29 protein-coding genes are annotated in these 26724 nt (G+C 54.8%); 17 read left to right on the plus strand and 12 right to left on the minus strand.

The genetic code is table 11. From position 1 onward, the window contains the following. The first annotated feature begins 14 nt into the window (after nt 1-14). On the plus strand, nt 15-629 hold the full coding sequence (locus tag TH25_RS20905; RefSeq protein WP_220151472.1) for a TetR/AcrR family transcriptional regulator: 615 nt from the start codon (nt 15-17) through the stop codon (nt 627-629). Nucleotides 630-776: 147 nt separating this feature from the next. Here TH25_RS20905 and TH25_RS20910 read toward each other — a convergent pair whose 3' ends face one another. The 3 genes from TH25_RS20910 to TH25_RS20920 form a co-directional block, all read right to left on the minus strand. Beyond that, on the minus strand, nt 777-962 hold the full coding sequence (locus TH25_RS20910; RefSeq protein ID WP_073953146.1) for a PLD nuclease N-terminal domain-containing protein: 186 nt from the start codon (nt 960-962) through the stop codon (nt 777-779). 152 nt (nt 963-1114) lie between these two features. Continuing rightward, a complete protein-coding gene (locus TH25_RS20915; protein ID WP_114090219.1) occupies nt 1115-2299 on the minus strand; it encodes a BaiN/RdsA family NAD(P)/FAD-dependent oxidoreductase in 1185 nt (394 codons plus the stop codon). 186 nt (nt 2300-2485) lie between these two features. After that, entirely contained in the window at nt 2486-3601 is a 1116-nt protein-coding gene (locus TH25_RS20920) for a GGDEF domain-containing protein (RefSeq protein ID WP_114090220.1), read from the minus strand. Between the two features lie 344 nt (nt 3602-3945). Here TH25_RS20920 and TH25_RS20925 point away from each other — a divergent pair, with 344 nt between their 5' ends. Then, entirely contained in the window at nt 3946-4860 is a 915-nt protein-coding gene (locus TH25_RS20925; RefSeq protein ID WP_114090221.1) for a tetratricopeptide repeat protein, read from the plus strand. Nucleotides 4861-4967: 107 nt separating this feature from the next. Here TH25_RS20925 and TH25_RS20930 read toward each other — a convergent pair whose 3' ends face one another. Beyond that, nucleotides 4968-5642, minus strand: coding sequence for a D-lyxose/D-mannose family sugar isomerase (locus TH25_RS20930; protein ID WP_114090222.1), 675 nt, complete (start codon nt 5640-5642; stop codon nt 4968-4970). 222 nt (nt 5643-5864) lie between these two features. On the opposite strand from TH25_RS20930, the gene TH25_RS20935 reads away from it, so the two are divergent. From TH25_RS20935 to TH25_RS20945, 3 genes are all read left to right on the plus strand, one after another. Beyond that, a complete protein-coding gene (locus TH25_RS20935) occupies nt 5865-6590 on the plus strand; it encodes an SIMPL domain-containing protein (protein ID WP_114090223.1) in 726 nt (241 codons plus the stop codon). A gap of 67 nt (nt 6591-6657) precedes the next feature. Then, nucleotides 6658-7533, plus strand: a complete 876-nt coding sequence (locus TH25_RS25535) for an rRNA large subunit pseudouridine synthase E (protein ID WP_258549253.1) — start codon at nt 6658-6660, stop codon at nt 7531-7533. A 16-nt stretch (nt 7534-7549) separates the two neighbouring features. Further along, a complete protein-coding gene (locus TH25_RS20945) occupies nt 7550-8431 on the plus strand; it encodes a 23S rRNA (adenine(2030)-N(6))-methyltransferase RlmJ (protein WP_114090224.1) in 882 nt (293 codons plus the stop codon). An 88-nt stretch (nt 8432-8519) separates the two neighbouring features. Here the strand turns inward: TH25_RS20945 and TH25_RS20950 are convergent, their stop codons facing one another. Both TH25_RS20950 and TH25_RS20955 read right to left on the minus strand, forming a co-directional pair. After that, a complete protein-coding gene (locus tag TH25_RS20950) occupies nt 8520-9224 on the minus strand; it encodes a ChrR family anti-sigma-E factor (protein ID WP_114090225.1) in 705 nt (234 codons plus the stop codon). Beyond that, a complete protein-coding gene (locus TH25_RS20955; RefSeq protein ID WP_258549254.1) occupies nt 9221-9811 on the minus strand; it encodes a sigma-70 family RNA polymerase sigma factor in 591 nt (196 codons plus the stop codon). Before TH25_RS20955 ends, TH25_RS20950 begins: the two co-directional genes overlap by 4 nt. 232 nt (nt 9812-10043) lie before the next feature. Between TH25_RS20955 and TH25_RS20960 the strand changes: the two genes are divergently transcribed. The 5 genes from TH25_RS20960 to TH25_RS20980 are packed head-to-tail and all read left to right on the plus strand — an operon-like array spanning nt 10044 to nt 15501. After that, nucleotides 10044-11363: an NAD(P)/FAD-dependent oxidoreductase gene (locus TH25_RS20960; protein ID WP_220151473.1), complete on the plus strand. Its 1320-nt coding sequence runs from the start codon at nt 10044-10046 to the stop codon at nt 11361-11363. Further along, complete coding sequence (locus TH25_RS20965; protein WP_258549255.1) at nt 11364-12224, plus strand: DUF1365 domain-containing protein; 861 nt, start codon at nt 11364-11366, stop codon at nt 12222-12224. Then, complete coding sequence (locus TH25_RS20970) at nt 12217-13488, plus strand: SAM-dependent methyltransferase (RefSeq protein ID WP_114090227.1); 1272 nt, start codon at nt 12217-12219, stop codon at nt 13486-13488. Before TH25_RS20965 ends, TH25_RS20970 begins: the two co-directional genes overlap by 8 nt. An 18-nt stretch (nt 13489-13506) precedes the next feature. After that, nucleotides 13507-14916, plus strand: coding sequence for an MFS transporter (locus TH25_RS20975; protein ID WP_114090228.1), 1410 nt, complete (start codon nt 13507-13509; stop codon nt 14914-14916). A 30-nt stretch (nt 14917-14946) separates the two neighbouring features. Next, entirely contained in the window at nt 14947-15501 is a 555-nt protein-coding gene (locus TH25_RS20980; protein WP_114090229.1) for a DUF3833 domain-containing protein, read from the plus strand. On the opposite strand, the gene TH25_RS20985 is transcribed toward TH25_RS20980, so the two are convergent. From TH25_RS20985 to TH25_RS20995, 3 genes are read right to left on the minus strand one after another with little or no spacing between them, the layout of a single operon-like run. Further along, the gene (locus TH25_RS20985; protein WP_114090230.1) at nt 15467-15919 is read right to left on the minus strand and encodes a nuclear transport factor 2 family protein; all 453 of its coding nucleotides are present in this window, start codon (nt 15917-15919) and stop codon (nt 15467-15469) included. The two genes, TH25_RS20980 and TH25_RS20985, sit on opposite strands and share 35 nt — an antisense overlap. Then, nucleotides 15916-16692, minus strand: a complete 777-nt coding sequence (locus tag TH25_RS20990; protein WP_114090231.1) for an SDR family NAD(P)-dependent oxidoreductase — start codon at nt 16690-16692, stop codon at nt 15916-15918. Before TH25_RS20990 ends, TH25_RS20985 begins: the two co-directional genes overlap by 4 nt. Then, nucleotides 16689-17486: a DUF6134 family protein gene (locus TH25_RS20995; protein WP_114090232.1), complete on the minus strand. Its 798-nt coding sequence runs from the start codon at nt 17484-17486 to the stop codon at nt 16689-16691. Before TH25_RS20995 ends, TH25_RS20990 begins: the two co-directional genes overlap by 4 nt. Nucleotides 17487-17762: 276 nt before the next feature. On the opposite strand from TH25_RS20995, the gene TH25_RS21000 reads away from it, so the two are divergent. Beyond that, the gene (locus TH25_RS21000; RefSeq protein ID WP_114090233.1) at nt 17763-18554 is read left to right on the plus strand and encodes an RluA family pseudouridine synthase; all 792 of its coding nucleotides are present in this window, start codon (nt 17763-17765) and stop codon (nt 18552-18554) included. Here the strand turns inward: TH25_RS21000 and TH25_RS21005 are convergent. Beyond that, nucleotides 18480-19406 carry an AEC family transporter gene (locus tag TH25_RS21005; RefSeq protein ID WP_114090234.1) on the minus strand — a complete coding sequence of 309 codons (927 nt, stop codon included), beginning with the start codon at nt 19404-19406 and terminating at the stop codon, nt 18480-18482. The genes TH25_RS21000 and TH25_RS21005 overlap by 75 nt on opposite strands. Nucleotides 19407-19474: 68 nt before the next feature. Continuing rightward, the gene (locus tag TH25_RS21010) at nt 19475-19921 is read right to left on the minus strand and encodes a methylglyoxal synthase (RefSeq protein ID WP_114090235.1); all 447 of its coding nucleotides are present in this window, start codon (nt 19919-19921) and stop codon (nt 19475-19477) included. Between the two features lie 93 nt (nt 19922-20014). Between TH25_RS21010 and TH25_RS21015 the strand changes: the two genes are divergently transcribed. After that, nucleotides 20015-21286: a family 8 glycosyl hydrolase gene (locus TH25_RS21015; protein WP_181847744.1), complete on the plus strand. Its 1272-nt coding sequence runs from the start codon at nt 20015-20017 to the stop codon at nt 21284-21286. A 47-nt stretch (nt 21287-21333) separates the two neighbouring features. Here TH25_RS21015 and TH25_RS21020 read toward each other — a convergent pair whose 3' ends face one another. Next, complete coding sequence (locus TH25_RS21020) at nt 21334-22266, minus strand: LysR family transcriptional regulator (RefSeq protein ID WP_114090237.1); 933 nt, start codon at nt 22264-22266, stop codon at nt 21334-21336. Between the two features lie 129 nt (nt 22267-22395). Here TH25_RS21020 and dctP point away from each other — a divergent pair, with 129 nt between their 5' ends. The 5 genes from dctP to TH25_RS21045 are packed head-to-tail and all read left to right on the plus strand — an operon-like array spanning nt 22396 to nt 26605. Beyond that, entirely contained in the window at nt 22396-23409 is a 1014-nt protein-coding gene (gene dctP, locus TH25_RS21025; protein WP_181847747.1) for a TRAP transporter substrate-binding protein DctP, read from the plus strand. A gap of 32 nt (nt 23410-23441) precedes the next feature. Then, nucleotides 23442-23954, plus strand: a complete 513-nt coding sequence (locus TH25_RS21030; RefSeq protein WP_114090239.1) for a TRAP transporter small permease — start codon at nt 23442-23444, stop codon at nt 23952-23954. 14 nt (nt 23955-23968) lie between these two features. After that, complete coding sequence (locus TH25_RS21035) at nt 23969-25249, plus strand: TRAP transporter large permease (protein WP_181847749.1); 1281 nt, start codon at nt 23969-23971, stop codon at nt 25247-25249. A 16-nt stretch (nt 25250-25265) separates the two neighbouring features. Continuing rightward, on the plus strand, nt 25266-25619 hold the full coding sequence (locus TH25_RS21040; RefSeq protein ID WP_114090240.1) for a hypothetical protein: 354 nt from the start codon (nt 25266-25268) through the stop codon (nt 25617-25619). After that, the gene (locus TH25_RS21045; RefSeq protein ID WP_114090241.1) at nt 25616-26605 is read left to right on the plus strand and encodes an alpha/beta hydrolase; all 990 of its coding nucleotides are present in this window, start codon (nt 25616-25618) and stop codon (nt 26603-26605) included. The genes TH25_RS21040 and TH25_RS21045 overlap by 4 nt, the downstream gene beginning before the upstream one ends. The last annotated feature ends 119 nt before the right edge of the window (nt 26606-26724 follow it).

Below are 26724 nucleotides of genomic sequence, written 5' to 3' on the forward strand. Positions count from 1 at the left end.
CAAGGGGCAGGTCGATGGTGCGTGAAGAAACGGAAAATATGCCGCCAAAGGTACGGTCCGGGCGGCTGTCAAAAGCCGAACGACGGGCGCAATTGCTTGAAGTCGCGTGCGATATTATCCGCAAAGAAGGGACAGATCGCTTGACGCTGGCCTATCTGGCAACATGTGCCGGGGTGACAAAACCAATATCCTACGAGCATTTTGGCAGCCGGACGGGATTGTTGCTGGCGCTTTATAAAATGCTTGACGATATTCAGACCGAAGGGCTGCGAAAAGCACTTGTGGACGTTCAGGGCAATATGACTGAAACTATAAATGTCTTGGCCCGCACCTACATACAGTGTGAGGCCGATACCAGCGGTGAATGGCATCTTGTTGCGGCGGCGCTGGCGGGTAGTGAGGGAGTTGGGGCCGCTCATCAGGAACTGCTGGATAATCATGTGCAACTGGTTACAGCAACGCTGGCACCATTTTGCGAATTGGATGAGGCGGAATTGAAACGTCGCTGCATTGGTCTTATTGGCGCGGGCGAGGCGCTTTCAATACAGATGGTAAAGGGGCTGTGTCGTGAAGACGAAGCCTGCGAAACATTTGCCGCCCTTATTCGCGGGGGAATTGGCGCGAACTAGGGCTTTTTTGCCCATGCGGGTCATTGTTTCTGATTTGTCCTGTCGTTGTTTTTGCCAGACATAAAAAAAGGGATGCCGCGATAATGCAGTATCCCTTTTGTGTGATGTTGTGGTGCCTTGATTTCGTTCAAAGCAGAAATTCCGCCTTTAAGCGCGCGAACTGCGCGGCCCGGCAAAGAACCAGATGATCAGCCCGACCACCGGCAGCACCAGAATTAAAATCGTCCAGAGGATTTTCGAGCCTGTACTTGCACCACTGCCAAAGACATTGATGATGGCCCAAATGTCGGCAATCAGAATGATAAGGCCAATGATGCCGTCAAAACCTGTCATAACCCAACCTCGTTTGTTATTTGTACTGGCGGGTGTGCCACGATTGTTGCGTCTTCAATTAACAGGCTAACGTTTGTAACGGCGGAAATGTTCCGGCGCACATTCCGGGAAATGCGGTTTGGCAAGGCCAGTGATGCCGTATGCGGGGATGGTCAGACGACCTGGCCTGCACACCAGCCCGATGACCAGGCCCACTGGAAATTAAAACCGCCCAGATGGCCGGTGACATCCACCACTTCGCCGATGAAATAAAGGCCCGGTGCCTTTTTGCTTTCCATCGTTTGCGAGGATAATTCGCGGGTATCCACCCCACCCAGAGTGACTTCGGCGGTGCGGTATCCCTCGCTGCCTTGCGGGGCGATTTGCCATTGATTGACGTCACCTGCCAGTTTGCGCAGCGCCTTGTCGCCAGTTTCGCCAATCGGGCGGTCCAGGCCATGCCGGGTGGTAATATATTGCGCCAGCCGGTTGGGCAGCATCCGTGACAAAACCGTATGAACCGCCTGTTTGGGGCTTTCATCCTTGGCGGTTTTCAACAGTGTAAAGGCATCCTGTTCGGGATTAAGGTTAACGCTGATGGTTTCGGCTTCGCGCCAATAGGATGAGATTTGCAGAATCGACGGGCCGCTTAACCCGCGATGAGTAAACAGCAACCCCTCGCGAAATCTGGTTTTCTGGTGCGAAACGACGGCATCCACCGAAATGCCCGCCAGTTGCCCCAGATCCGCACGGGTATCGGGATCAAATGTAAGCGGCACCAGGGCTGCCCGGGTCGGTACAATTTCCAGGCCAAATTGCCGGGCGATCTGATAACCAAAACCGGTCGCCCCGATTTTCGGGATGGATAATCCCCCGCAGGCGACCACCAGCGACTGGCAATGCCAGTTGGACCCGTTTTGCAGGGTTACGACATAGCCTCCGCGCTGGGCAGCCTCAATGGTGCGGATGCTGGTACCCAGACGAATTTCAACACCGGCATCGTCACATTCATCAAGCAGCATGTCGATGATCTGGAAAGAACTTTCATCGCAAAAAAGCTGTCCCAGGGTTTTTTCGTGCCACCCGATATTGTGGCGATCCACCAGCGCGATAAAATCGTGCTGGGTATAGCGTTTCAGGGCGGATACGCAGAACCGTTTGTTTTGGGAAATATAGTTTTCCGGCCTTGCATGCAGATTGGTGAAATTGCAGCGGCCTCCGCCGGAAATGCGAATTTTTTCGGCCGGTTTGCTGGCGTGGTCAATAACCATCACCGAACGTCCGCGCTTGCCCGCCTCGATGGCACACATAAGCCCTGCCGCGCCGCCGCCAATAATGATTACGTCCAGGTTTTTCAAGGCTGTTCCGTTCTTTGTCGTTTGTCAGGTAAATTATTTGGTGCGCTTATAGGCTGAAAACCCGGCCCTGTCAGCCGCAGCAAAGCCCATATCCCTTTTTGATTCTGGATGTCGCGGGGCAAATAAAACGCCTCCGATAAACGCCTTCAATAAACAAGGGGCCGCTATTTTCCCGCCTATGGCCTCTCAGGCAGGAATATTTTTGGGCTTTGAGGGCTTGCTTTTGCGGCGGATCTGAGGATCTGCGGGTTTTGGGGCCTGGGGAACGAGCATGGCGGGGGGCGCTTCGGTCAGGCCGGTGGGATGGTTGACAGGTGCGTCCAGTTCCTCTTCGGTGACAACGCAGTCGCGCCCTTTCTGTTTTGCCAGATAAAGCGCCTGGTCAGCCCGCTGGATCAGGTGGCCCAGGGGTTCGCCAAATTCAAAGCAGCCAATGCCGATGGAAACCGTAATTTTCTCGATAGAGGAGCCATCGACTTCGCTGATGACATTTTTTTGCCGGACATTGTTGCGAATCGCCTCTGCCAGGTGGCGGGCACTGGCAATATTGGTTCGCGGCAAAATAACCGAAAATTCCTCGCCGCCATAACGGGCGGCAGTATCACGGCCCTTGATATTGTTGCGCAATGTCTGGGCCAGCAGACGAATGACCTGATCGCCGGTTTGATGACCATAGGTGTCGTTGAACTGTTTAAAATAGTCAACATCGATCATCAGCAGGCATAGTGGCGTGCCATTTTCCATTGCCTCCATTGCCCGGTTACGCAATTGCTGGTCAAACATTTTGCGGTTGGCGATACCGGTTAGCGGGTCGGTCATTGCCTCCTTGCGCATCTCTTCCAGATCCTGGCGCAAACGGGAAATTTCTGACGATACAACATCATCGTCATCGATGGGGCCGTGGCTGTTATCGGGGGGGCTGCCGGCGGAATGTGCATCTTTATCCAGCGCGTGCGACGGGGCTGTTTCTGTCATATGCGGCGGGCGGGCGTCAATCAGCCGGGAATGGAGCGATGTTTCCCCCTGATAATAATCGGGAGCATGGCCTGACAGCGTTGGTGCAAAGGCCTGCGAACCAAAAAAACGTTCACACAAATAATGGCAGCGCAGCAGGTCGAATTCCTGATGGTTCGAGCGCAGAATATTTATGGTTCGCGTCAGTTCCGGATTGGTCCCAGACAAATAATGGTAAAACAGCGCATAATTGGACGGTGTCGGCGCAATATCCAGACTGGAAAGCAAAGCAACGGTTTCTGTCGCGATCTTTCGGGCCTGGTTAATTGCGTCGGCATGGTCGTTCATCGGATCTGATGTCCTGGGTCTTTTTGGAATTTTGGCATTGGATCAGCATCTGCGCTACCAGACGTCCGGATCAAAAGATGTCCCAGGATCGGCCATGTTTGCAGTCGCATATTTGGGCGGACACCAGGCACACAGAATTCTAGAACTCAAATATAGTATTTACTATCCTTTGTATAGGTCCGGGAGCCCCCATTTTGTCTTGATTTGAGTCAAAATTACCGAAAAGGTTTAACCTGTTTATTATTTAGTCAATTATAACGGTTCGGGACAGTATGTGTTCTTGCAGGGATAGAAAAAAAACAATCGGGAGGTATGCGCCGGTGTCGAGACTGCACGTAAAACGAATGATTATTGTATTTCTTATCGGCTTGCTTGCAAGTTCTTCTTCATTTGCCCAACAGCAAAAAGATCGCGCCTCTCTCGAGTCTCCCTCTACGGTGATTGATGTCCGAAAAATTACGGCCGATGAAAGAACCAATCTGCCGCCCCTGATGGAACGTTACCTGCTTGATGAAATCAAATCCCTGCGTACCGACATGCAGGGCATGCGCACCGAACTGATGCGCGAGGTGGTTAATCGCCAGTTGGAAGCGATTGACAAGGCGATCAGCTATTCATCCAACACAGTGACCTATTTTTTCTATTTTGTTGCGGCGGTGGGCGCACTATTGACCATGTTGGGTTGGCAATCCCTGCGTGAACTGAAATCCAGTGTGCGGTCTTTGGCCGATACTGAATTGCGCCGTTTGTCGGATGAATTTGAAACGAGGTTAAGTGCGCTTGAGGAGGAATTGCGTCAGAAAAGCCAGGTGATTAATGATAACCAGCGCGAGATTGAGCGGACCCAGAGCCTGCATGCCTATTGGCTGCAGGCCAATCAGGTCAGTAATCCGCGCTCCAAGATCGAGATTTATGACCGGATGCTGGAAATGTCGCCAGGCGACCCGGAAGTCATGGCCTATAAGGCCGATGCCGCGCTGATGTTGGGCGAACGTGACTGGGCGCTAAGCCTGTGTAACCGCCTTTTGGCCGAAGCCCCCGAAAGTGCCAATGGCCATTATCAGCGTGCCTGTGCCAATGCAGGCCTTGGCTTTCGCGAAGCTGCCCTGGCCGATTTGCAACGCGCTGTCGAACTTTCCGATGCCATGCGTCAGCCTGCCTGGTCCGAAGTCGAATTTGAAAGCCTGCGTGACATGCCAGAATTTACGGAAATTTTGGGGCCACGCAGCGAAGGTGACGGTCATCGTCCGGCTGAATAGGGCACATGGCGGGATTCGGATGGAACGTTGTCGAGATATGAAAACACCACCTGGCACGCAAGCAGGTGGTGTTTTCGTTTAGCATGTCGCCGCTAACAGGCAGGCGATTATGACCCCAGTTCGTTCCAAAGCGGATGAATTGCGGCTTCGTCTTCTTCGATTTTGGTAAAGCGGGCGTCGGTATCGAAGAAATAGTTGTCGGTCAGATCATCATTGACCTGTGAAACTTCGCCCACAATGACCGGGCCTTTGCCCGTTTCACCATAAAAGCGGTGAATCATGGTGCGCGGCAGGGTGACACTCTGGCCCGGTTCCAGCACAATTTTGCCCCCGGCAGGCAGAATGTTCAGCTTGCCATCGGTGCGAACCTGAACATCGCTTTCCTTGTCCATCTCGCCGTCTTTGCCCAGGTTATAAAGTTCCACCACCAGATTGCCGCCGCCCCGGACAATGATGTCTTCCATTTTGACCTTGTGGTAATGCCACGGGCATTCCTGGTTTTCGCCGACAATCATGATTTTTTCGGCATAGGGCACTTCGCCGGGCTGGCGCAAAATGCCATTGCGCACACAAAACAGGATCAGCCCGCGTTCGGCAAACCGGCCTTCACCGTAATCGGTCACATCCCAGCCCATTTGGTGGGCGTGGCACCATTGTGCCAGGTCGGGTTGTTGTGCCCAGTCTTCGGGGGAATAATGCGCCCATTGGGGCAGGCGAAACGAAATCGAATTATAAAGGTCCTTGGCCTGTTTGATGCAGGCATTGATTTCCGAGCGGCGCATGGGCGTGATCCCCCGAGATCTGGTGTGTAACGCGGGATGACTGTTGTAAAACGTCATCCGTCAAAGATGGGTGGTTTTAACATGACCACTGCGAATGTGCGACGACAATTTGAATGGATTCAAGCCCGGTCAATGCCATCAAACTTTCACCATGATTGGTGGTTCTATTTAGCGGGTTCTGGTTGAATGGCGCAAATGCGATTAAGAGTTTTCGGAGGGATCATGGGCAAGGTTTCGGTTGTGATTGCGGCAATTGTTGTGGCAGCAGGGATTGCGGGTGCCGGTGCGCTGGTGGGGCAGGGCATTGTTAAAATGCGTGCGCTGGATCGCTTTGTGACCGTCAAGGGCCTGGCCGAACAGGATGTAAAGGCGGATCGCGCAGTGTGGCCGATAACCTTTGTTGCCACCAATGATGTGTTGCAAACCGCCCAGCAAAAAATCGAGGATGATACCGAAACCCTGCAAAAGTTCCTTGAAATCCACGGCATTTCCCGCGATCAGACCGAATTGCAAAACCTTCAGGTGACGGATCAACTCGCGCAAAGCTATCGTTCCGGCCCGGTGGAAAGCCGCTATATCGTCAGCCAGACGGTGCAGGTCAGTTCCGACGATGTGGCAGCGGTGGCAAAAGCCTCGCAGGATATTGGCAAATTGCTGCAAAAGGGCATTGTTTTGGGCGGGCAGGGCTATAATGCCGGGCCAAGCTACCTGTTTACCAAGTTAAACAACATCAAACCCGAAATGATTGCCAAGGCAACGGCCAATGCGCGCGAAAGTGCGCAGCAATTTGCCCAGGATTCCGGCGGCAAACTTGGTGGCATTCGTCGTGCCAATCAGGGTTTGTTCCAAATTCTGGCCGCTGATGGGGCGCCCAATACCACTGAAACCAACCAGATCAACAAAACTGTGCGGGTTGTCACGACAATGGAATATCTGATCGAAGACTGATTGTGCTTTGTCCGCTATAATCAGCTTTGATTGACTTCCCCGGAAAAAGCGGCTTTATGCGGCAGTTATGGCGCGACTGATTTTATTAAATAAGCCCTATGGGGTGTTAACCCAGTTTACCGACAAGGAAAATGGCCGGTCAACATTGGCCGATTATGTCAATTTGCCGGGCGTTTACGCCGCGGGAAGGCTGGACCGCGATAGCGAGGGGTTGTTGCTGTTAACCGATAACGGCCCCCTAAACGCCCAAATCGCCCATCCCAAATACAAGAAAGCCAAAACATACTGGGTGCAGGTGGAGGGCGAACCCGATGACGCCGCACTCGATGCCCTGCGTAAAGGTGTGATGCTCAAGGACGGAATGACCCTGCCTGCCAAAGTCCGACGGATGGCCGAACCCGAAGGATTGTGGGAGCGGAACCCGCCAGTCCGGTTTCGTAAATCCATTCCGACAAGCTGGATCGAACTGAGCATCACCGAAGGCCGCAATCGTCAGGTCCGCCGGATGACGGCCGCAGTGGGTTTCCCCACCTTGCGGCTGATCCGCTATGCGATTGGCGATTGGACGCTTGATGGTTTGGCACCAGGCCAATGGCGCGAAATCGCGGTGGCGGCCCCTGCGGTATCTTTGCCATCGGCACAGGATGGCTTGGGGCCGCGCCAAAAACGGGGGCGTGCGGGGCTGAAAAAGGCCGTATCTGGCAAACCAGCACCAACAGGTCGCGCCGGTAAACAGGATGGACAGGGTTGCAAGGATGTAAAAGCGCGCCGCGGCAAACCGGTCAAACATAACGACCGCCACACGGCAGAGGGCTCAGAAGGTGCGGTCAATACCGGGCGGGAACGTGATAAATCCCGCCCGATGGACGGAGCCGGACAGGGCGATAGGGCAAAGCGCCGGGGGCAGCGTTCTGGCGGGGCAGGCCCCCGGTCGGGCCGATAGGGATAGGATTTAAAAAATGCTGAGTTACCTGCACGGGTTTCATGCTGGCAATGTTGCCGATGTGCACAAACATGCGGCACTGGTGCTGATCCTTGCGCATTTGCAAAAAAAAGATAAGCCCTTTTGTGTGATTGATACCCATGCCGGGGCGGGCTGGTATGATCTTTCCAGCACTCAAGCGCAAAAAACCGGCGAATGGAAAGCGGGAATTGCTGCGGCGCAGCAAGCGCAACATATTCCCGCCGCTCTTGCGCCCTATCTGGATCTGGTAACAGGATTTGTGCCGGAAAACCTGCATAACGAAGAAGCGGGCGGGACTGACGCAAAGCCGTTTTATTATCCCGGATCGCCTTTTATTGTGCAAAAAATGCTGCGCGAAAGCGACCGGCTTTCATTAATGGAATTGCATCCGCGCGAATATGAAACGCTGGACCGGCGCGTGTATCATGACCGGCGGATACATTTGCAAAAGCGCGATGGTTACGAAGGGCTGGTGGCGATGGTACCCCCGCCAATTCGCCGGGGCATGGTCCTGATGGATCCCAGCTATGATGTGAAGCAGGATTATGCCCGTGCCGCCAAATCCATAATGGCTGCACACCGCCGCTGGGCCACGGCAACCTATATGCTGTGGTACCCCATCCTGACCGATGGCTTTGAGGGCGAATTGCACCAGATGTTTCGCCAAATCGAAACGCCGGGCGGGGTTTTATGCAGCGAGCTTGCCGCCAGCCACGGCGGCGCCAGAGGGCGAATGCTGGGCTCGGGACTGTTGATCATTAACCCCCCGTTCCAGCTTGATGGGCAATTGGCTGAAATCGGCGACTGGCTGGTTGATGTTGTAACCTTGCCCGGCCCGGCAGCACACCGGCTGGACTGGCTGGTAAAGGCACAATAAAAAAAGCACCAGCCCCGCAATGCGGTAAGGCTGGTGCAGTCGGCAAGTAACCTGTTTGTTGCACTTTATGCTGCACTGTATGTTGTGATTACATCCCGATAAAGGGTTGCAGCAATTTGGGCAAAATCCCGTTAAATTTCAGCGGTGCATCGGTGGCAATCAGGCAGATGCAATCCTCGGCGGTATCGGCAATCGGTTGATGGTCGGTATCATCCGTCAAATCGGCCACATCCCCGGCACAAAACCGGCCCACATCGTCAATATAGGAGCCCTTGAGCAGCAGGGTCATTTCGTGCCCGCCATGCCCGTGATCGGGAATGCTGATGCCCGGTGCGATCTTGAGCAACCGGACGGACCCCTTGGTCTGGACTGACTTAAGCGGAAAATGTTTGACCCCGGGCGCCAGTGTGCGCCAGGGAATGTCTTCCAGTGACAAAATATTTTCCGGCAGCAGGCTTGCCAGCGGTGTAGGAAGAGAAGGCACCGCGTTGCCCCGCATGCTGGGGGCAACGGCAACCCGCCGCGGTGATGCCAGCGGGGCTGGAATGGTGTTTTCGTTGGCACCTTCCTGCTCGATCATCGCCATAACCTGGTCAAGCGCATCCACATTCATGGCAAGACCGTCAGTGCCATTGAGCATGGCACCGCCACAGGCTTCAAATTCGGCAACTTTTTCGCGGCATTGCGGGCACAGGGTCATATGGGTCGCAATGACCAGTTCCATTGCCTGCGACAGGGTGCCGCTGGCATAGGCCAGTAATGTTTCGTCTGTCGGGTGGTGTTTGATGTTCACGATACCCCCTCCAGTCCAGTGCGTAATTTGCCCAGCGCAAGCCTTAGCCGTGATTTTACTGTACCTAACGGTATGTTCAGTCTCTCGGCAATCTCGCTGTGTGATATGTCTTCAAAAAATGACAATTCCACGACCACTCTTTGATCCTGTGGCAACTCAACCAGGGCCTCCTGTACCAGGACGGCCTGTTCGCTTTGGCTGACGATTTCATCGGCAATCGGGGTTTCGTCAACAATCAGCGTCGGGTCGGCGTCATCCACTTCGATATGTTTGCGTTGCCGCAACCGGTCAATCCGGAGGTTACGGGCAATGGTGAAAATCCAGGTGCTTGCCGCGGCTTTTTGCGGGTCAAACAAATGCGCCTTGCGCCACACCTGCATCATGGTTTCCTGGGCAAGTTCCTCGGCCATTTCCTGGGTCCCGATAAAACGGAACATGTAAACCTTTACCCGTGGCCCGAAATGGGCAAACAGACGGGCAAAGGCGGCCTTGTCACGCGAAGCCGCAATCGCGACGATCCAGTCGGCATACTGACGGGCATCCTCCGGGTTGGCAGGGGCACGTCTGCTTGTCGCTGTACCGTTCATGAGTTTCCCTGGTCCCCTGTCGGACCGAACCGCGACATTGTGCATCATGTGTCGAGATACGGCTGTTTTTAATGCCCGGATCACAAGGATCAAATTTTTTGTGCTCCAACCCGTAATTAATTGAGAGCCATCGTATTTTTTTGATCCGTATCCATCTGTTGCTCGTATTTATATGTAAGTTATAGCAATAAACTGCAAGCAGGCACACAGAATGATTGGCTCCGGTTCCAAAATGAAAATTGCTGTTGTCGGTTCCGGCATATCCGGTCTTTCGGCCGCGTGGCTGCTGTCGCAAAAGCATGACGTGACACTTTATGAAAAGGATGATCGCCCCGGCGGCCATTCCAATACCGTCGATGCAGGCAGTACCCCGGTTGATACCGGTTTCATTGTTTACAATACCAAAAGCTATCCCAATCTGTGCGCGTTATTTGACCATTTGAATGTGCCGACAACGGCAACGGACATGTCATTTGCCGCCTCGCTGGATGATGGCCGGGTTGAATATGGTGGCAGCGACCTTGCCAGCTTGTGTGCGCAAAAGCGCAATTTGTTCCGTCCGTCCTTCTGGTCCATGATCCGCGATATTTTGCGTTTCTATCGCGAGGCCCCAAAAGTTCTGCAGGACCCGGAAGCCGGTGCGCAAAGCCTTGGTACCTATTTGACCCGGCATCGCTACAGCCAGGCCTTTATTGACGATCATCTTTTGCCAATGGGGGCGGCGATTTGGTCAACTCCGGTTGATATGATGATGTCCTATCCTGTCGCGGCCTTTGTGCGGTTTTGTGACAATCACGGTCTTTTGCAAATAAAAGATCGCCCACAATGGCGCACGGTTACGGGTGGGTCGCGCCAATATGTGCAACGGATGCTGGCCGGTATTGGGGCGGTGGTGCTGGACCGTGCCGTGGCCGAAGTTGGCCCCACCGAAGACGGCGCGTTTGTGCAGGACCGCTATGGTCAGCGCGAAGTGTATGATCATGTGATTTTGGCCTGCCATGCCGACCAGGCCCTGGCCCTGCAACCGGGGCCGGATGCGGCTGTGGCGCGTTTGTTGCGGTCTTTTCGCTATGAACGCAATCTGGCGATTTTGCACAATGACGCCACCCTGATGCCGAAAAACCGCAAGGTGTGGTCCAGTTGGAATTATCTGCGTCATTCTGGCGGCGATGTACCGAAGGTTTGCGTGACCTACTGGATGAACCGATTGCAGCATATTGATGAAAACCAGCCGCTTTTTGTCACCCTCAATCCGCCGGTTCAACCGCGTGACGGGTCTGTCATCCGGTCGTTTTTATATGATCATCCGGTCTTTGATAACGGTGCAATGGCAGCACAGCGTATGTTGTGGAATGTGCAGGGCACGCACAATATCTGGTATTGCGGCAGCTATTTTGGCTATGGATTTCATGAAGATGGCATTCAGTCCGGCCTGGCTGTGGCCGAGGCGGTGGGCGGGGTGCGCCGCCCCTGGAATGTTGAAAATGAAAGCGGGCGCATTCATGTCACCCCGCTTTTGCGCCAAAACGGTGCCGGGACAGAGGCGGCTTAAATGGCACAATCGGGCGCGGAAGACAGCATGATAAAGCGGGTTTCAGCCCTGTATCAGGGGATGGTGACGCATCATCGTCTACGCCCGCGTCAGCATCGCCTGCGTTATCGGGTGGTGTCGTTTTTGTTCGACCTTGACGAAATTGATGGCCTGCACCGGCGCCTGCGGTTTTTCAGCCGTAACCGGTTTAACCTGTTTTCTTTTCACGACCGCGATTTTGGCCGCGGCGAGCGCACGGATATAAAGGCGCAAATCACCGATATCCTGCAAGAAAACGGCCTTGGTGATTGCGGTGCGCGTATTGAAATCCTGTGTTATCCGCGCATTCTGGGCTTTGTTTTTAACCCGCTGAGTGTTTATTTCTGTTACCGGGACGATGGGGTACTGGGGGCCATTTTGCATGATGTGTCCAACACCTTTGGCGACCGGCACGGTTATTTAATTCCGGTGACGAAGGGGTGCCACGATGCCAGGGGTATTGTGCATCAGCAATGCGCCAAGGGGTTTTATGTATCCCCCTTTATCGGCATGAAGGCCGATTACCGGTTTCGTATTTGCCCGCCCGGTGAAAAGGTGGCCGTTGCCATTGCCGAAAGCGATGATGACGGTGTTTTCCTTAATGCAGCCTTTGCCGGAAACCGCACATCCCTGACGGACCGGGCACTTTTATCGGCCTTTTTGCGATACCCGCTTATGACGCTCAAGGTCATTGCCGGTATTCACTGGGAAGCGGTGCATTTGTGGCGCAAGGGTTTTGCTTTCCATCGCCGCCCGGCCCCGCCCGAAAATCGCATCACCTATGTTGCCAGCAACGGTGCTGCCCTTCTCTCCACGTCAGGAAAAGGTAATCGTCATGCCTGATCGTTCCCGGTCCAGTTCAATGGTTGTGCGTTCTTTGGGACGTGTCTTGCCCCTGATCGGCAGCGTCATGCGGCCCAAATCCGTACTGGAACGCATGCTGGTGCGGATTTTGGCGCATTTGCACTATGGGCGGTTAACCCTGGTCCTGCCCGATGGACGCACCCTTAATTTTTCCGGGCGCGAGAACCTGGACCTGCATGCGGTGCTGGAATTGCGCAACTGGCGCGCCCTGCGCAAGCTGTTTACCGGCGGCGATCTTGCCTTTGCCGAGGCCTATATCGAAGGTGAATGGCGCAGCCCCGATCTGACGCGCCTGATGCGCTTTGCCATTGCCAATGAAAACATCGTCAAGGCGCGCTTTGCTGCCGGTGTATTTTCTCGTTTGATGTATCGGGCCGCGCATTTGCGCAATGCCAATACCCTTGAAGGATCGCGGCGCAATATTTCCTATCACTATGATTTGGGCAATGACTTTTACAAGCTGTGGCTGGACCCCGGCATGACCTATTCCTCCGCCCTGTATCAGCATGAAAACCAATCGCTGGCCGATGCCCAGCAGGCGAAATATGACCGTATCTGCGAACTTGCCGGGCTTAAACCCGGTGAAACAGTGCTGGAAGTCGGCTGCGGCTGGGGCGGCTTTGCCGAGATTGCCGCAGGCAAATATGGCTGCCATGTCGATGGTGTAACCCTGTCGCATGAACAGCTTGCCTATGCCCGCCAGCGTTTGAGCGATGCCGGGCTGGCGGAGCGTGCCGTGATGCGGTTGCGCGACTATCGCCACCAGGACGGGCAATATGACCATCTGGTCTCGATCGAAATGTTCGAGGCGGTGGGCGAGGAAAACTGGGCCACCTATTTTGACATGGTGCGCCAGCGTTTGCGCCCGGGCGGCAAGGCGGTTTTGCAAATCATCACCATTGCCGAGGACCGCTTTGACAGCTATCGCTCCGGCGCGGATTTTATTCAGCGTTATATTTTCCCTGGCGGGATGCTGCCGTCCCCCTCTGCTCTTGAAAAGGCGGTGAATGCGGCAGGGCTTAAAATGCAGCATTCGGAATTTTTTGGTCAATCCTATGCCCGCACCCTGGCGGAATGGCAGCGCGATTTTCAGCATAACTGGGAAACCATTGCCAAGCAGGGCTTTGATGGCCGTTTTAAACGGATGTGGGAATATTACCTGTCTTACTGCCAGACCGGGTTTGAAGCAGGCAGCATTGATGTTGGCCTGTTTGTCATTACCCATGACAGCCAACATCGTTAAGCCGCCCGTGCAGATGTGATGGCAGGCAAGCCCAACCGTTTAACGCAATTATGTTATGCCACCCCGGCACTGGCGGCGGCGATACCAACGATTCCGGCTTATATCCTGCTGCCCAGCCTCTATGGCGATACGCTGGGTCTTGGGCTGACGTTGACGGGGATGTTGTTCTTTGTCATCCGCCTGATCGATATGTTTACCGACCCGCTGGTGGGGTATTTGTCCGATCATACCAAAACGCGCAAACCCTGGGTCATTGCCGGGGCGGTGCTGGCGGGCATTGGCATCTGGTTTTTGTTTAACCCGCCAGCGGCCCCCTCGGGCTTTTATCTGTTTGGCTGGGCCAGTTTGCTGTTTATCGGCTGGACGATGTTTCAGGTGCCTTATCTGGCGTGGGGGGCCGAACTTTCCGGCGATTATGACCAGCGGGGCAATATTTCCGCCCTGCGCGAAGGCACCGGGCTGGTGGGCATTTTGCTGGCCGGGGCAGTACCGGTTGTGGCGGGTATTAACGCACCATTGGCGCAAACATCCCTGCTTGGGAATGTTACTCTTGTTGTCGGGGTGCTTGGGGTGTTGATTTTGGCGCTTTTTGTGCCCGATATGCTGCGCAACAAAAAGGGTGTGCAGGGTGACAATCTTAAATCGGCCCTGACCGCCGGAGCGGGCAGGAAGGGTCAAAAGCCGGAAAAATCCCCTTCAAGGTTTGATCAGGTACGCGCAGGCCTCGCCGGTTTGTGGCAGAACCGGCTGTTTGTGCGGCTGTTATGTGCCTGGTTGATCAATGGCCTGGCCAACGGTTTGCCTGCTGTCTGTTTTCCGCTTTTTGTCCGTTACGGGCTGGATTTAAGCCCGGCAGACCAGAATATTCTGATCCTGCTTTATTTCGCGGTCGCGGTGATTGCCATGCCGGTTTGGGTGATGCTGGGCGGGCGTTTTGGCAGGCCCGTCATTTGGTGCTGGGCGATGGTTGCGGCGATTGTCGCCTTTGTCTTTGTTCCGGTGTTGGGGCAGGGTGATTTTATCGGTTTTGCCGTGATTTGTGCGGTCACAGGGGCCGCCCTTGGCGCGGACCTGGCCTTGCCACCTGCCATTCAGGCCGATGTGGATGACTGGGATCATTACCGTTTTGGTGCATCCCGCACCGGGCTTTTGTTTGCCCTGTGGAATATGACCAACAAGCTGGCCCTTGCCCTGGCAGCGGGGGTGGCGTTTCCGGTTTTGGGGGCCGTGGGTTTAAATACCGGCGGCGTGATGGCGCAAAGCGGAACCGCAGAGGCAAATCAATGGGCCCTGGGGGTTTTGGTGGTGATCTATGCCATTGTTCCCGTCGTACTGAAAATTATGGCCGTTGCGATGATGTGGCGTTTCCCTCTGGGGCGGCGTCATCAACTGGCCCTGCGTCGGCGTCTTGACCGTCGCATGTCGTGATCTTTGCGATTGAAACAAAGGAATATCAACATGCTGCGGACAGGGCTGCTTTTTCTGTTTGTAATCGTCATCGGTGGATGTTCGGCAATGAAGCCCCAGGATTTTGCCCACAAGGAACCCGTTTTTGATGTCTATGCCTATTTTCAGGGCCATAGCCGCGCCTGGGGCATATTTGAAGACCGCTTTGGCAAACTGCGCCGCCAGTTTACGGTTGATATTCACGGCGAAGTCACTGACGGGGTTCTGACCCTGACCGAAGATTTTGTCTATGACGATGGCGAGACCGAGCAGCGCATCTGGAAAATTAACAAAACCGGCGATCATACCTACGAAGGCACGTTTGGCGATATTGTGGGCGTTGCCCTGGGTGAACAATATGGCAATGCGCTGAACTGGAATTATGAAATGGACCTGAAGGTGGGCGATGGTACCTGGCGGGTCAGCTTTGACGACTGGATGTTTTTGCAGCCCAATGGGGTTTTGGTCAATCGGGCGCGGGTGCGCAAATGGGGCCTGGAAATTGGCGAGGTTTCGCTGTTTTTTGCCAAGCCTAATGCGCCACTTTTTTCGCAAGCTGCCGAATGATCCAGCGCAGCACCGGAATTTTGGCATAAAATTCTGTGCCGGAATCCCAATGGTCCTTGTGGGTGGCAATCAGGGTGCCATCGGTGTTGAATGTCACCTCCGACATGCCGGTAAATTCCCAAAGGCCAATGACCGGGACCTTGGCCGAAAACTGCCAGCGCAAAAATCCCATCTCCTGACATACCATCGCATGGGTGATGGTGAATTTGGCGCCCTTCGCACCTTCAAACATTTTGCCCATATAGTCGCACAGCGCATCCTGCCCGGTGATGGTGGTAAACGGGTCGGTAAAGCAGATGTCGCGGGTGGTGACTTTTTTTAAATCTGCCAGGGTGTCGGGGCTAAGCGTGGCATAAATTCTGGCATAGTTTTCCAGCGTTGCCTGGCGTGTGTCATGGGTGTTTTCCGTCCCGTTCATTTTTGCATCACCCGCTCAATCATTTTGAAATACCAGCGATAGGGCAAAATCCGCCCGATTTTAAGCTGCCTTACAAAGGGCGGTGGAAAGGCGATTTCAAAATCGTCATTCTTGCGCAAACCGTTATAGATGAAATCTGCCGCCTGTTCCGGCGTTTGCAAATAGGGCATTTCAAAATCGTTTTGCGCCGTCATCGGCGTTTCGACAAAACCCGGGTTAATCACCCGTATGACAACCCCTGTGCCGCTTAATTCCTCGCGCAGGGTTTCACACAGATTGATCAGGGCGGCCTTGGTCGGCCCATAGGCCCCGGCCTTGGGCAGGCCCCGATACCCCGCGACCGAGGCGGTAATGGCAATTTCGCCCGATCCGCGCGCGCACATTTTGCGCAATATCGGATCCAGGCAATTCACTGCGCCCTGATAATTGACGGCAATATGTTTGGCGATGGTGTCGCGGGAAAATTCCGCGACGGGCATGGGTTTGTAAAATCCGGCGCAATAAACCATCAGGTCGGGCAGGCCATACTCGGCCTCGATCCGTGCCAGGGCCTCGTCAAGGGCTGCGGGATCGGTGACATCGCAGGGGACGCTGGCGATGCGCGGGCTGGCCGCAGCAATGTCCTGCAAGCTATCGGCCGAGCGGGCGGAAATAACCATTTTTGCCATTTCGGCATCGGTGGTTTCGCGGATAAATTTTTGCACCAGGGCCGCGCCGATCCCGCTGGAGGCCCCGATGATCCAGACGGTTTTCCAGTGTTTGTTTTTGCTCATTGCGGGCTCCCGTCGATTTTGGTGCAGGTCAGGCAGCGATAGGTAATTTTGGATCCGTCACGCGCGGTAAAGGACAGACCGACCCAACGCCCCTGGTCGTCATACCAGGCATCGGTGTTAAGCTCCCCCTCATAGCGGATATGGGTTGCCGTGATGGTGGCCGCCCCGCCATTGCCAGCCACAATCTTTTCTGTTCCAAGATTGGTGATTTTTACGTCGTTTTCATTGCCTGTCAGGGTGTTTAACACCGTCGAATGGGATAAAATACCGCAATGCCAGTGATTGGTCGGGAATATATCTCCCGGCAGCGAACGGGTGCCATTCGGGCCTGTGACAACAAGTTTGCCGGTTGGCGTATCTTTTTGCGCGGAAATGGTGGTTTTATCGCCGTCGTCATCAACCGTAACCGCCAGTTTTGCCAGTTCGTCCTTTTGCCAAAGGGCTTCGGATCGATAGACAAACTGATAGGCGCTAAAGCCTAAAAGGCTGACCTTGATGTCGCTTTCGGAAATCACCTGCAAACCGTCACGCCCCTGATGGAACGATACATGATGGGTCCCAACCGGCGATCCTTCGCGGCGGATTTGAAAGGTCCAGTCGCTGCCCCCATACAGTTTTACCGGGTTGATCGTGCGGCAATTGGCATCGGGCAGGATGGCGGGCTTAGGGGCCTTGTCATTGCCAGACGGTGCGGCGCCATGAGCCGGGGCGGCAAAACACAAAGCCCATAAAACCGCTGCCATCTGCGTTGTTCGCAGCATAAAGGGCGCGTACCGGAAGCCAAAACCTGTCATTTTTTAATTCCTGCTGCCAATGGTGGATGTGCCAAAGTATGGGGCCGGTTGCGTGCCCGGTTGCGTCTGATGCGGGTCTTTGGTTATCCTGATCACAATGATAGGGACGACCAAAACCGGGGCTATTGTGCCGCTTTAAACGGGGGCAATTGTCAACCTGATGGTGACTTTGGGCGTTAATCCATATATTTCCTACGCAAATTCCTTGGTGCCAGATCAGAACAGCCTGGATCTGTTTTGTGATTTGGCCGTCACTGCCGGGCGGAAAGCAGTTTTATGACCCATCCCATCGCGCAAGACCTGATCGCCTGCATTTTGCATCGCGATTCCAATATGATCATTATCAACAAGCCGCCGGGGCTGGCATCGCATGGCGGGCCGAAAACCTATTTCCATGTCGATGCCTATTTGCCCGATATGACGTTTGGCATTGCCTCCATCCCGACACTGGCACACCGTTTGGACCGCGATACTGCGGGTTGCCTGCTTTTGTGCCGCCATGCCAAATCATCCAAGCGGATTACGCGGCTGTTTACCGAAAAGAAAATCGAAAAGGCCTATTGGGCGGTGGTACGCGGCGATATGCCCGATGACCACGGCTTTATCGATGCGCCGATTGCCAAGCTGAATGATGAAAGCGGCTGGCGCATGACGGTGGATGACAGCGGCCAGGAATCGCGTACTGAATACCGGGTGTTGGGCCGGGCACCGGATATGACCTGGCTGGAGCTGGTGCCCCATACCGGGCGGACCCACCAGTTGCGCGTGCATCTGGACCATATCGGTTTTCCGGTGCTGGGCGATCCGTTTTATGGCACCGGCGAAGCGCCGGTCTTTGGTGCGCCGCCAACGCTGCATTTGTTATCGCGCCACCTGGTCGTGCCGTACCATGCCGACCGCGAGCCGGTGATTGCCGATGCCCCGCCGCCGGAATTGATGCGCGATGCCCTGGTTGCCTGTGGCTATGACGGGGAATTTGCCCCGCACCGGGCGTCAATTGACCGTCAATATGGCGGCGAGGACGGAGATGCTGACAGCCGAGAGCAAAGTTTCGACAGTGACGATTGACGCCATGACATCGGCATCCCCACCCAATTGGCGCGCAAGAATATAGGCATTGCCCGCGCAGGGCATGCCCGCATACAAAACCCCCATTGCCAGCACCATGCCGTTAATTCCGGCAAGGTGCAGGGCAATGCCGGTGACAAGCGGCAAAAACGCCAGCTTGACGATGTTGCTAAAGGCAATCGCCCCAAGCGAACGCCGGTCGAGAATGAATTTAAGACCCGCCCCGACCGAAAGCAGGCTAAGCGGCAGGGCCGCAGTTTTCAGCAGGGAAGCGGTATTTTCAATCGGCAGGGGGATGTGGATATGGGTGACATTCATAATCGCCCCGGCCCCGGCGGCCAGAATGATGGGGTTTTTGGCAAGGCCAATGGCAATACGTTTGAAATTGCCACCCCGGCCATTCAGGGCATTCAGAACCACAACAGCCAGAATATTGGTGACAATCACCATCACGGCGATAAACACAATCGCCAGAGCCAGCCCGTCACTGCCAAAAAGGGCCTCGGCCACGGCCAGCAGCACATAGCTATTATAGCGCACTGACCCCTGAAAGATGGAGGTAAAAAGCGGTGTGTTGGGCGTGATGACGCGGCGAAACACCAGCAGGACCGCTGCCAGGCCCAGGGTGGCCGCCATCGTGATCATCACGGCTTTGCCGGCATGGCCGGTGCTGAAATCAGCATGGTAAATGCCAATCATCAGCAGGGCCGGTAACAGCAGGTAATAGGTCAGCCGGTCAATCCCCGCCCAGACCTCGCCACTTTGGATCAGGTATTTTTTCAAAACCGCGCCAATAAGGATGGTGGCAAAAATCGGGAAGATGGCGGCGATTAACGTATAGGCAAAGGACATGGGGCGCCTATGGATTGGGGTGTGTCAGGTGGGGCCGAGACGGGGATCGGGCGTGTTTGCCGGTTTACTTAAAGCTTGCGATTGGTGTAATCGGCAAAGGCCTGTTCGGGGGAATGACCGCGATATTGCTCGCAGATTTCCTCGAATTTCGGATTGCTGATCAGAAGGTCGGCGGTGCTGCGGTTGCATGCAATCGGCACTTCATACATGTTTGCCAGCCGGATCAGGGCGCGCACATCAACATCGTGGGGTTGGGGTGTCATCGGGTCGGTAAAGAAAAACATCGCCTGTAATTCACCATGCGCAATCATGGATCCCAATTGCTGATCCCCGCCAAACGGGCCGCTTTTTAATGGTACGATATTCAAATTGGGGAAACGTTCCAAAAGGACGCGCCCGGTGGTACCGGTGGCAAAGATGCGGGCATCGGCAAACTGGTGTTTGTGGGTTTCCAGCCACTCTGCCATTTCACGTTTGCGACGGTCATGGGCAACAAGTCCGATGGATAGGGTCATGGCAAAGCTCCCGCTTTAAAGATCGATACACGTCTTCTTATTAAGCATATAATGCGGCAAATGGTCACGCGGCATTGCAGATTGAGGCGTAAAATGACGGCTGATTTTATCGGTCAACTTGCAAGGGTGATTGTCTTTACCGGGGCGTGGATGGCATCGGGGCTTATCCCCGCCGTTGCCGCACAGGCCAGTGAAACCGCGATGCGGCCCTTTCCCCAGCATCAGGCTTATGCACAGGGGGCGATTTTGCCGTCGCGCTGGAGTGCGGCGGAGCGCGATGCCGATGTGCGGGCCTTTTACCGCCAGTGGAAGGCCGATTATGTGCGCAAGGTTGCCGGGACAACCGGCGATAACGTGCAATATCGGGTAACATTTGGTCATGATCAGCCAGATCGTACCGTATCCGAAGGGCAGGGATATGGTATGATCATCATGGCGGTGATGGCCGGTGCAGACCCGGACGCCAAAGACCTGTTTGACGGTATGTGGCGGTTTGCCCGCCATTGGCCCAGCGATGGTGATTCCCGGCTGATGGGCTGGCAAATTCTACCCGATGCCAAAGGCAATGACAGTGCCTTTGACGGCGATGCCGATATTGCCTTTGCCCTGTTATTGGCCGCCGATCAGTGGCAAGACCCGGCTTATTTGCAAGGGGCCCGCGATGTGATTGCCGGTATGGCCGAGAGCACGATTGGCCCGAACAGTTTACTCCCCCTGTTAGGTGATTGGGTGGACCCGCGCGGCGCGGAATATGATCAATGGGGCACACGCCCGTCCGATTTCATGCCGGGTCATTTTGCTGCCTTTGGCCGGGCAACGGGGAATCCGCTGTGGGCGCAGGTGCGTGAGCGCGTGCTGGATGTTGCCAGTGCCCTGCAAAACGGGGTGTCGCCGCGCACGGGCCTGTTGCCCGATTTTGCCATTGTTGAACCCGATGGCCTGGTTCATGCGGCCCCGCCCAATTATCTGGAGGGCGATTATGACGGGGCCTATTACTTTAATGCCGCCCGCGTGCCCTGGCGCATGGCAAGTGACGCCCTGCTGGAGAATGACGCACAGGCGGCCAAAATCGCCCGGCGCATGGCGGCATGGATGCGCACGCGGGTAAAGGGGGACCCGGACAAAATCCAGTCGGGCTATTTGTTAAGCGGCCTGCCATTGCCCTATGAAAGCGAAAACAGCACCCTGTTTGTCGCGCCGATGGCGGTGGCCTCCATGCTGCTGCCTGACGGGCAGGACTGGCTGAACGATATGTATGCCAATATCCGCGACCGGCATATGGACTATTACGAAGATACGGTGACCCTGTTGTGCCTGCTGGTATTGTCGGGGAATTTTTGGGCGCCATCGGGGGCCGTGGATTAAGCCTTAAAGGTGGGCCGGTGTGATGGCAGAACGAAGAAAGATCAGGCCTAGCTGGTTGGCCAGGTGCCCGAACGGATCAAATCGGTGCTGACAAGTTTCATTTCTTCGACCACACGGGCAACAACGGGATTTTGTATTTTGATGCGGCGAATCCCCAGCGAAACCTGACGCGACAGGCAGGGCGCAAGCGGGATGGCACGAACCGTATTTTGTGCCAGTTCGTCAGTAACCGCGCATTTTGCCAAAAGTCCAAATCCTTCGCCCGCGGCAATCAGTTTGACCAGATGTGTGCTGGCATCAATCTCCATGCGAATGTCCAGGCCCTTGCCTGATGCGGCAAAGGCCTCTGCCTTGCCACGAATACCGTGAATGCGCGATGGCAGGATCAGGGGGAATTTGTAAAGATTGTCGGGGGTGATTGTATCTGGTGCGTTTATAAGCAGTTTGGAATTGCCGATCAGAAACAGATCCTCCCTACATAGGGGCTGACAGACAATTTCGGGGATCGAGACCCGGTCAAATGTGACCGCAACGTCAATATTGCCGTCCTGAAGCCAGCTCCATAAATAGCCGGAAAAGGTTTCAACCACCCGCAGCGATACTTTGGGCAGCGATTTACGCAGGTGTTTGATCAGCGGAACAGCCAGCACCATCGAGGTTGCGGCCGGCAAACCGATGGCGACTTCCCCTTCCGGATCGTCATTGACCGTGCCGATTTCATCTAGGGTTGCTTCGGCAATACCCAGCATTTCATACGCACTTTTTAACAAAACCCGGCCAGCCGGGGTTGGCACCGACCCACGCGCATGACGTGTAAGGACCGAAACGCCAAGGTCATATTCGATCTTTTTGATCATGGTGCTTAAGGCGGGTTGGGCAATGCCAAGTCTTTGAGAAGCCCTGCTAAGGCTTCCTTCTTCGCAGATTGCCACGAATGCAGCCAGGCGTGGCAGGTTCAAAAGATGCTGGGCGTGTTTCATGAAAATGCGCTTTAGGTATAAATTTTCGATATAGGTTGTTCGAAATTATATATTACTCTTTAAATGGGTGGAGTGCTAGCGTCTCGGTGGCTTAAAACAACAACAGCCACATCAGGAGGGAACAGGATCATGAAAATTTCAGCATTGTTTACAGCCGCCGCACTGATTGGTGCGACGCTGTTTTCACCGGCACATGCGGCCGATTACACCATTGATGTGTCGCTCGATACGTCGCCCAATCATGTGCGCAACCGGTCATTTCGCAAATTCGCCGAAGCCCTGAACGAAAAGTCGGGCGGGCGGCTTGAGATGCGGGTATTTGACTCTGCCTCGAAATACAAGGGGCCGATGGTGGCAACCGCGGTTGCCCAGGGTGCGATTGATATGGCTGCACCGGCCCATCAGCATTTGTCTAAATATGTGCCCGAAGCAGGCATGTTGCTGCTGCCGATGTTTTATGGCCAAAGCCAGGACGTGATTTACAAAATTGTCGATGGGGATATCGGCAAGGAATTGAACCAGCGCATTGAAGACAAGCTGGGTGTTGTCGTGCTGGGTCGCCCGTTTGACCTGGGGTATGGCACCGCCTTTACCACGGATGTTCCGATCAAATCACCCGATGATTTCAAGGACAAGGTTGTCCGTGTCCCGGGTGGTGCGGCAACGCTGGCACGGTATCGGGTGTTTGGGTCCAACCCGGTGCAAATTGCGTGGTCTGATGTGCCGCAGGCCTTGCAGACGGATGTGGTTTCGGCCATTTGGGCAACCCAGGAATCGGTTGCCAGTTCGAAACTTTGGGATGCCGGCATTAAATATGCCTATGAAGACAAGCAGGCCTTTATTGAATATGTGCCGATCATCAGCCAAGCTGCATGGTCCAGGTTGCCGGAAGATTTGCAAAATCTGATGCGCGATACCTGGGAAAACATGGTTGACCAGGTGCGTACCGTTGCGGCGGATGCGCAGATTGAAGCCCGCAAGATCAATGCGGAGCATGGCATTGAAACCATTGATGCCAAGCCGGAAGACCTGGCAGCGATGCGGGTAAAATTAATGAAGGCCCAGCCGGAAATCGTCGATGAGCTCGACATGGACAAGGATTTCATCGCGCGCGTTTCCGACGCCATTGCCGCAGCACAGTAACCATTGAACCGGTGACGGAGAAGAATGTGACTATGGTAAATTTCGTTAGCCGGGTTTCGAACGTTCTTGGATGTGCTGAAAAATTCCTGATCGGGATAATGGCCGTTCTGGCGATTATCCTGATCGTGACAGAGACGGTATTGCGATATCTGGCCCCCGCATATTTGCCCGACTGGGGGGCGGAAGTAACCGTCTATCTGGTGGGGTGGGCCACGATGCTGAGCCTGCCGTCGCTGGTGGCACAAGATAAACACGTTCGGGCCGATCTGGTGGTGGACCAGTTTTCGCGCTCCATGCGCAAAATACTGGAAATCGTTGTGTTGCTGGTTGGGGCCGGTTTTTGTGCGGTCATTTTTGTGGCCGGTGTCCAAATGGTGCAATTTGGCCTGCGATTTGGCGAAATCAGCGACAGTTCGCTGCGTTTCCCGATGTGGATTTTCTATCTTGCGGTACCGTTTGGTTACGGGTTTTCAATGCTGCGTTATGTAATGCTGCTCACCAAGCGCCTGACCGAAAGCCGCGTGTCCTCTGTGACGGCTGATTAACGGACAAAATTCCCATGATTATCTGGTTAATGCTGGCGCTATTTTTCATCATGCTGCTGGCCGGGGTACCGATTTATCTTGTGCTGGGCTGCCTGGCGGTCATTGGCTGGTTGGTGGATGGCGTCCCCCTTATTTCGCTGGCACAGCAATTTGCCAATGAAATGAATTCGCAAACCCTGGTGGCGGTGCCGTTATTCGTGATTGCCGCAACCTTTATGGAACGCGGTGGGATTACCCGTGCCCTGATCAATTTTGCCGGCACCATTGCCGGGCGTAACCGGGGTGGTTTGGCGATTGTTTGTGTGATTGCCACAACGTTCTTTGCCGCCATTTGCGGATCATCGGTGGCAACGGCAATGGCAATGGGCACCGCCCTTATTCCGACGATGGCCAGCCGAAACTATCCAGCCAGTTTTTCGGTCGGGACGGTGGGGGCTGCGGGCACGCTGGGTATTTTGATTCCACCAAGCCTGCCGCTTTTGATCTATGGTCTGATTGCCGAGGCATCGGTGCCGCGCCTGTTTTTGGCCGGTGTAATTCCCGGTTTGCTGCAGGGCGCACTGTTTGTAGCCTATATCATCTGGTATTCGCGCAAAAACAAATTGCCGCTTGAAGACCGCATGTCTTTTGCCGAAATGCTTACCTGTTGCCGCGAGGCGATACCGGCCCTGTTTATTCCACTGGTGGTTTTGGGCGGTATTTATACGGGTTTTGTGACTGTCTCCGAGGCTGCGGGTGTGGCCGCCTTTGCCGCCATTATCGTAAGTGTGTTCATTTATCGTGAAGTTTCGCTGCGCGACATTCCCGATGTGCTGTCCGAAGGGATTCGTCAGACAGCGGTGATTATCGTGATCATTCTGTCCGCGCTTGCATTTGGTCATTGGCTGACCAGTGCCGGTGTCACCCGGTCGATTGCGGCAATGGTGACGGAATGGGGGCTGAATGACTGGCAGTTCCTGCTTTTGGCGAACCTGATCATGTTTGTGCTGGGCATGTTCCTCGAGGTGATTTCGGTCATCCTGATTTTTGTGCCGCTGGTGCTGCCGATTATTGAACATCTGGGGATTGATCCGGTGCATTTTGGTCTGGTGGTGGTTCTGAATATGGAACTGGCCCTTCTGACCCCGCCGGTTGGTCTTAACCTTTTCATTCTCAAGAACATTTCAGGCGAACGGATGGCGACCGTCATTCGCGGAACGCTGCCTTTTGTCCTGATTCTGATGTTGCTGCTTATGATTGTGACTTTTGTGCCGCAAGTCAGCCTTTGGCTGCCTGAACTGGCCTATGGTCGTTAACTGGAAAACTCGCGATATGCCTATTTTAACCCTGACGGTCAGCCCCGCGCTGGTCGAACCGTTGACTTTGGTGGCAGATGACGTTGCCGACCATTTGTTGGGAATTATCCGGGAACATCTGGCCCCGCGTGCCGGTACCGAACAGATCATGTTTGTTCCGGCACTGGAGGTGGTGCGGGGATGTGCGCTGCTGGCAAAGCTGGAACATCGGGCATCTGAAAGCCGGTCGATGGAAATTCGCAAGGCTTGTGCCGATGCGATTGCCCATTTTCTGGCACAGAAATTTGCCACCTCGGTACGTGTTCGCCTGATTGCACTGGACCCGCAAAATATTGGGGCCTCGGATATTGGTGTGGAGGCAGGATTATGAATGTGTCCTTTTCCAAAATTGCCCGGCAGAATGTGACTATTTCGGAAATCACCAGCTTTCATATCGGGGGCGATACCGTTGAACTTAGCAACCAGCCCCGCCTGATGATGCGGGTTGCCGGGGAAGGCATGGCACGCGAAGTTGACCTGAACGGTTCTTATGTGACCGGCCAGCTTTATGCCAACCATGTTAAACTGGCCGCACCCCGCCATGCTGAGCCCGTGATGTTCTGGCATGGCGGGGCCATGACGGGTGTGACCTGGGAAACCACACCGGATGGCCGCCCTGGTTGGCAGTGGCTGTTTTTGCAGGCGGGCTATGATGTGATCGTGACGGATGCGGTCGAACGTGGTCGGGCATCGTGGTCTCCTTTCCCGCAGATTTATGATACCGGGCCGGTTTTCCGCACCAAAGAAGAAGCCTGGAGCATGTATCGGGTCGGGGCACGTTCTTCCTATGCGGCACGCGAGCCTTATCAGGGGCAGCGTTTTCCGGTTTCGGCCTTTGATGCACTGGCAGCCCAGCTTGTTCCGCGCTGGACCACCCATGATGACATGACGCTTGATGCCTATCAGGCATTGCTGGAAAAGGTTGGGCCGGTGCATTTGGTGGCGCATAGCCAGGGGGGATGGTTTGCCCTTAATATGGTGCGCCGGGTGCCACATCTGGTGCGGTCGGTTGTAGTGATTGAACCTGCCGGTGCGCCGCGTTTGGCCTCCGAGGATGTGGCCTGCATGGGCGACATTCCACATTTGTTTATCTGGGGCGATTTTATTGACGAAGTGCCGTCTTGGAAAAAATACCGCGCCGCCACCGACCAGTATCGTGAGGTGCTGGCCGCAGCCGGTAAACAGACCCGCGAGATGGATTTGCCCGTGATGGGCATTCGTGGCAACAGCCATGTGCCCATGATGGACGATAACAGTGCCGATATCGCAGCCCTGGTTGTGGACTGGTTGGCGCAAAATCCTGGCGCGGCAATATAACCTTTGCTCCCGTGCAGATTTCAGGAAAGGGAATATGGCAGCGGCTGTATCCCCTTTTTTATTGGCGGTTTGCCGCTGCTTTATAAGGATACTGTGATCACGAATATGCAGGTGATACG

Origin of the sequence: Thalassospira profundimaris, from assembly GCF_003326755.1 — a bacterium.
Lineage (GTDB): Bacteria > Pseudomonadota > Alphaproteobacteria > Rhodospirillales > Thalassospiraceae > Thalassospira > Thalassospira profundimaris_B.

Excerpts from the sequence above, each read along its gene's own strand:
- TH25_RS20905 (WP_220151472.1), top strand. The coding sequence starts at position 15 with ATGGTGCGTGAAGAAACGGAAAATATGCCGCCAAAGGTACGGTCCGGG.
- TH25_RS20910 (WP_073953146.1), bottom strand. The coding sequence starts at position 962 with ATGACAGGTTTTGACGGCATCATTGGCCTTATCATTCTGATTGCCGAC.
- TH25_RS20920 (WP_114090220.1), bottom strand. The coding sequence starts at position 3,601 with ATGAACGACCATGCCGACGCAATTAACCAGGCCCGAAAGATCGCGACA.
- TH25_RS20925 (WP_114090221.1), top strand. The coding sequence starts at position 3,946 with ATGATTATTGTATTTCTTATCGGCTTGCTTGCAAGTTCTTCTTCATTT.
- TH25_RS20930 (WP_114090222.1), bottom strand. The coding sequence starts at position 5,642 with ATGCGCCGCTCGGAAATCAATGCCTGCATCAAACAGGCCAAGGACCTT.
- TH25_RS20935 (WP_114090223.1), top strand. The coding sequence starts at position 5,865 with ATGGGCAAGGTTTCGGTTGTGATTGCGGCAATTGTTGTGGCAGCAGGG.
- TH25_RS25535 (WP_258549253.1), top strand. The coding sequence starts at position 6,658 with ATGGCGCGACTGATTTTATTAAATAAGCCCTATGGGGTGTTAACCCAG.
- TH25_RS20945 (WP_114090224.1), top strand. The coding sequence starts at position 7,550 with ATGCTGAGTTACCTGCACGGGTTTCATGCTGGCAATGTTGCCGATGTG.
- TH25_RS20955 (WP_258549254.1), bottom strand. The coding sequence starts at position 9,811 with ATGAACGGTACAGCGACAAGCAGACGTGCCCCTGCCAACCCGGAGGAT.
- TH25_RS20960 (WP_220151473.1), top strand. The coding sequence starts at position 10,044 with ATGAAAATTGCTGTTGTCGGTTCCGGCATATCCGGTCTTTCGGCCGCG.
- TH25_RS20965 (WP_258549255.1), top strand. The coding sequence starts at position 11,364 with ATGGCACAATCGGGCGCGGAAGACAGCATGATAAAGCGGGTTTCAGCC.
- TH25_RS20970 (WP_114090227.1), top strand. The coding sequence starts at position 12,217 with ATGCCTGATCGTTCCCGGTCCAGTTCAATGGTTGTGCGTTCTTTGGGA.
- TH25_RS20975 (WP_114090228.1), top strand. The coding sequence starts at position 13,507 with ATGGCAGGCAAGCCCAACCGTTTAACGCAATTATGTTATGCCACCCCG.
- TH25_RS20980 (WP_114090229.1), top strand. The coding sequence starts at position 14,947 with ATGCTGCGGACAGGGCTGCTTTTTCTGTTTGTAATCGTCATCGGTGGA.
- TH25_RS20985 (WP_114090230.1), bottom strand. The coding sequence starts at position 15,919 with ATGAACGGGACGGAAAACACCCATGACACACGCCAGGCAACGCTGGAA.
- TH25_RS20990 (WP_114090231.1), bottom strand. The coding sequence starts at position 16,692 with ATGAGCAAAAACAAACACTGGAAAACCGTCTGGATCATCGGGGCCTCC.
- TH25_RS20995 (WP_114090232.1), bottom strand. The coding sequence starts at position 17,486 with ATGACAGGTTTTGGCTTCCGGTACGCGCCCTTTATGCTGCGAACAACG.
- TH25_RS21000 (WP_114090233.1), top strand. The coding sequence starts at position 17,763 with ATGACCCATCCCATCGCGCAAGACCTGATCGCCTGCATTTTGCATCGC.
- TH25_RS21005 (WP_114090234.1), bottom strand. The coding sequence starts at position 19,406 with ATGTCCTTTGCCTATACGTTAATCGCCGCCATCTTCCCGATTTTTGCC.
- TH25_RS21010 (WP_114090235.1), bottom strand. The coding sequence starts at position 19,921 with ATGACCCTATCCATCGGACTTGTTGCCCATGACCGTCGCAAACGTGAA.
- TH25_RS21015 (WP_181847744.1), top strand. The coding sequence starts at position 20,015 with ATGACGGCTGATTTTATCGGTCAACTTGCAAGGGTGATTGTCTTTACC.
- TH25_RS21020 (WP_114090237.1), bottom strand. The coding sequence starts at position 22,266 with ATGAAACACGCCCAGCATCTTTTGAACCTGCCACGCCTGGCTGCATTC.
- dctP (WP_181847747.1), top strand. The coding sequence starts at position 22,396 with ATGAAAATTTCAGCATTGTTTACAGCCGCCGCACTGATTGGTGCGACG.
- TH25_RS21030 (WP_114090239.1), top strand. The coding sequence starts at position 23,442 with ATGGTAAATTTCGTTAGCCGGGTTTCGAACGTTCTTGGATGTGCTGAA.
- TH25_RS21035 (WP_181847749.1), top strand. The coding sequence starts at position 23,969 with ATGATTATCTGGTTAATGCTGGCGCTATTTTTCATCATGCTGCTGGCC.
- TH25_RS21040 (WP_114090240.1), top strand. The coding sequence starts at position 25,266 with ATGCCTATTTTAACCCTGACGGTCAGCCCCGCGCTGGTCGAACCGTTG.
- TH25_RS21045 (WP_114090241.1), top strand. The coding sequence starts at position 25,616 with ATGAATGTGTCCTTTTCCAAAATTGCCCGGCAGAATGTGACTATTTCG.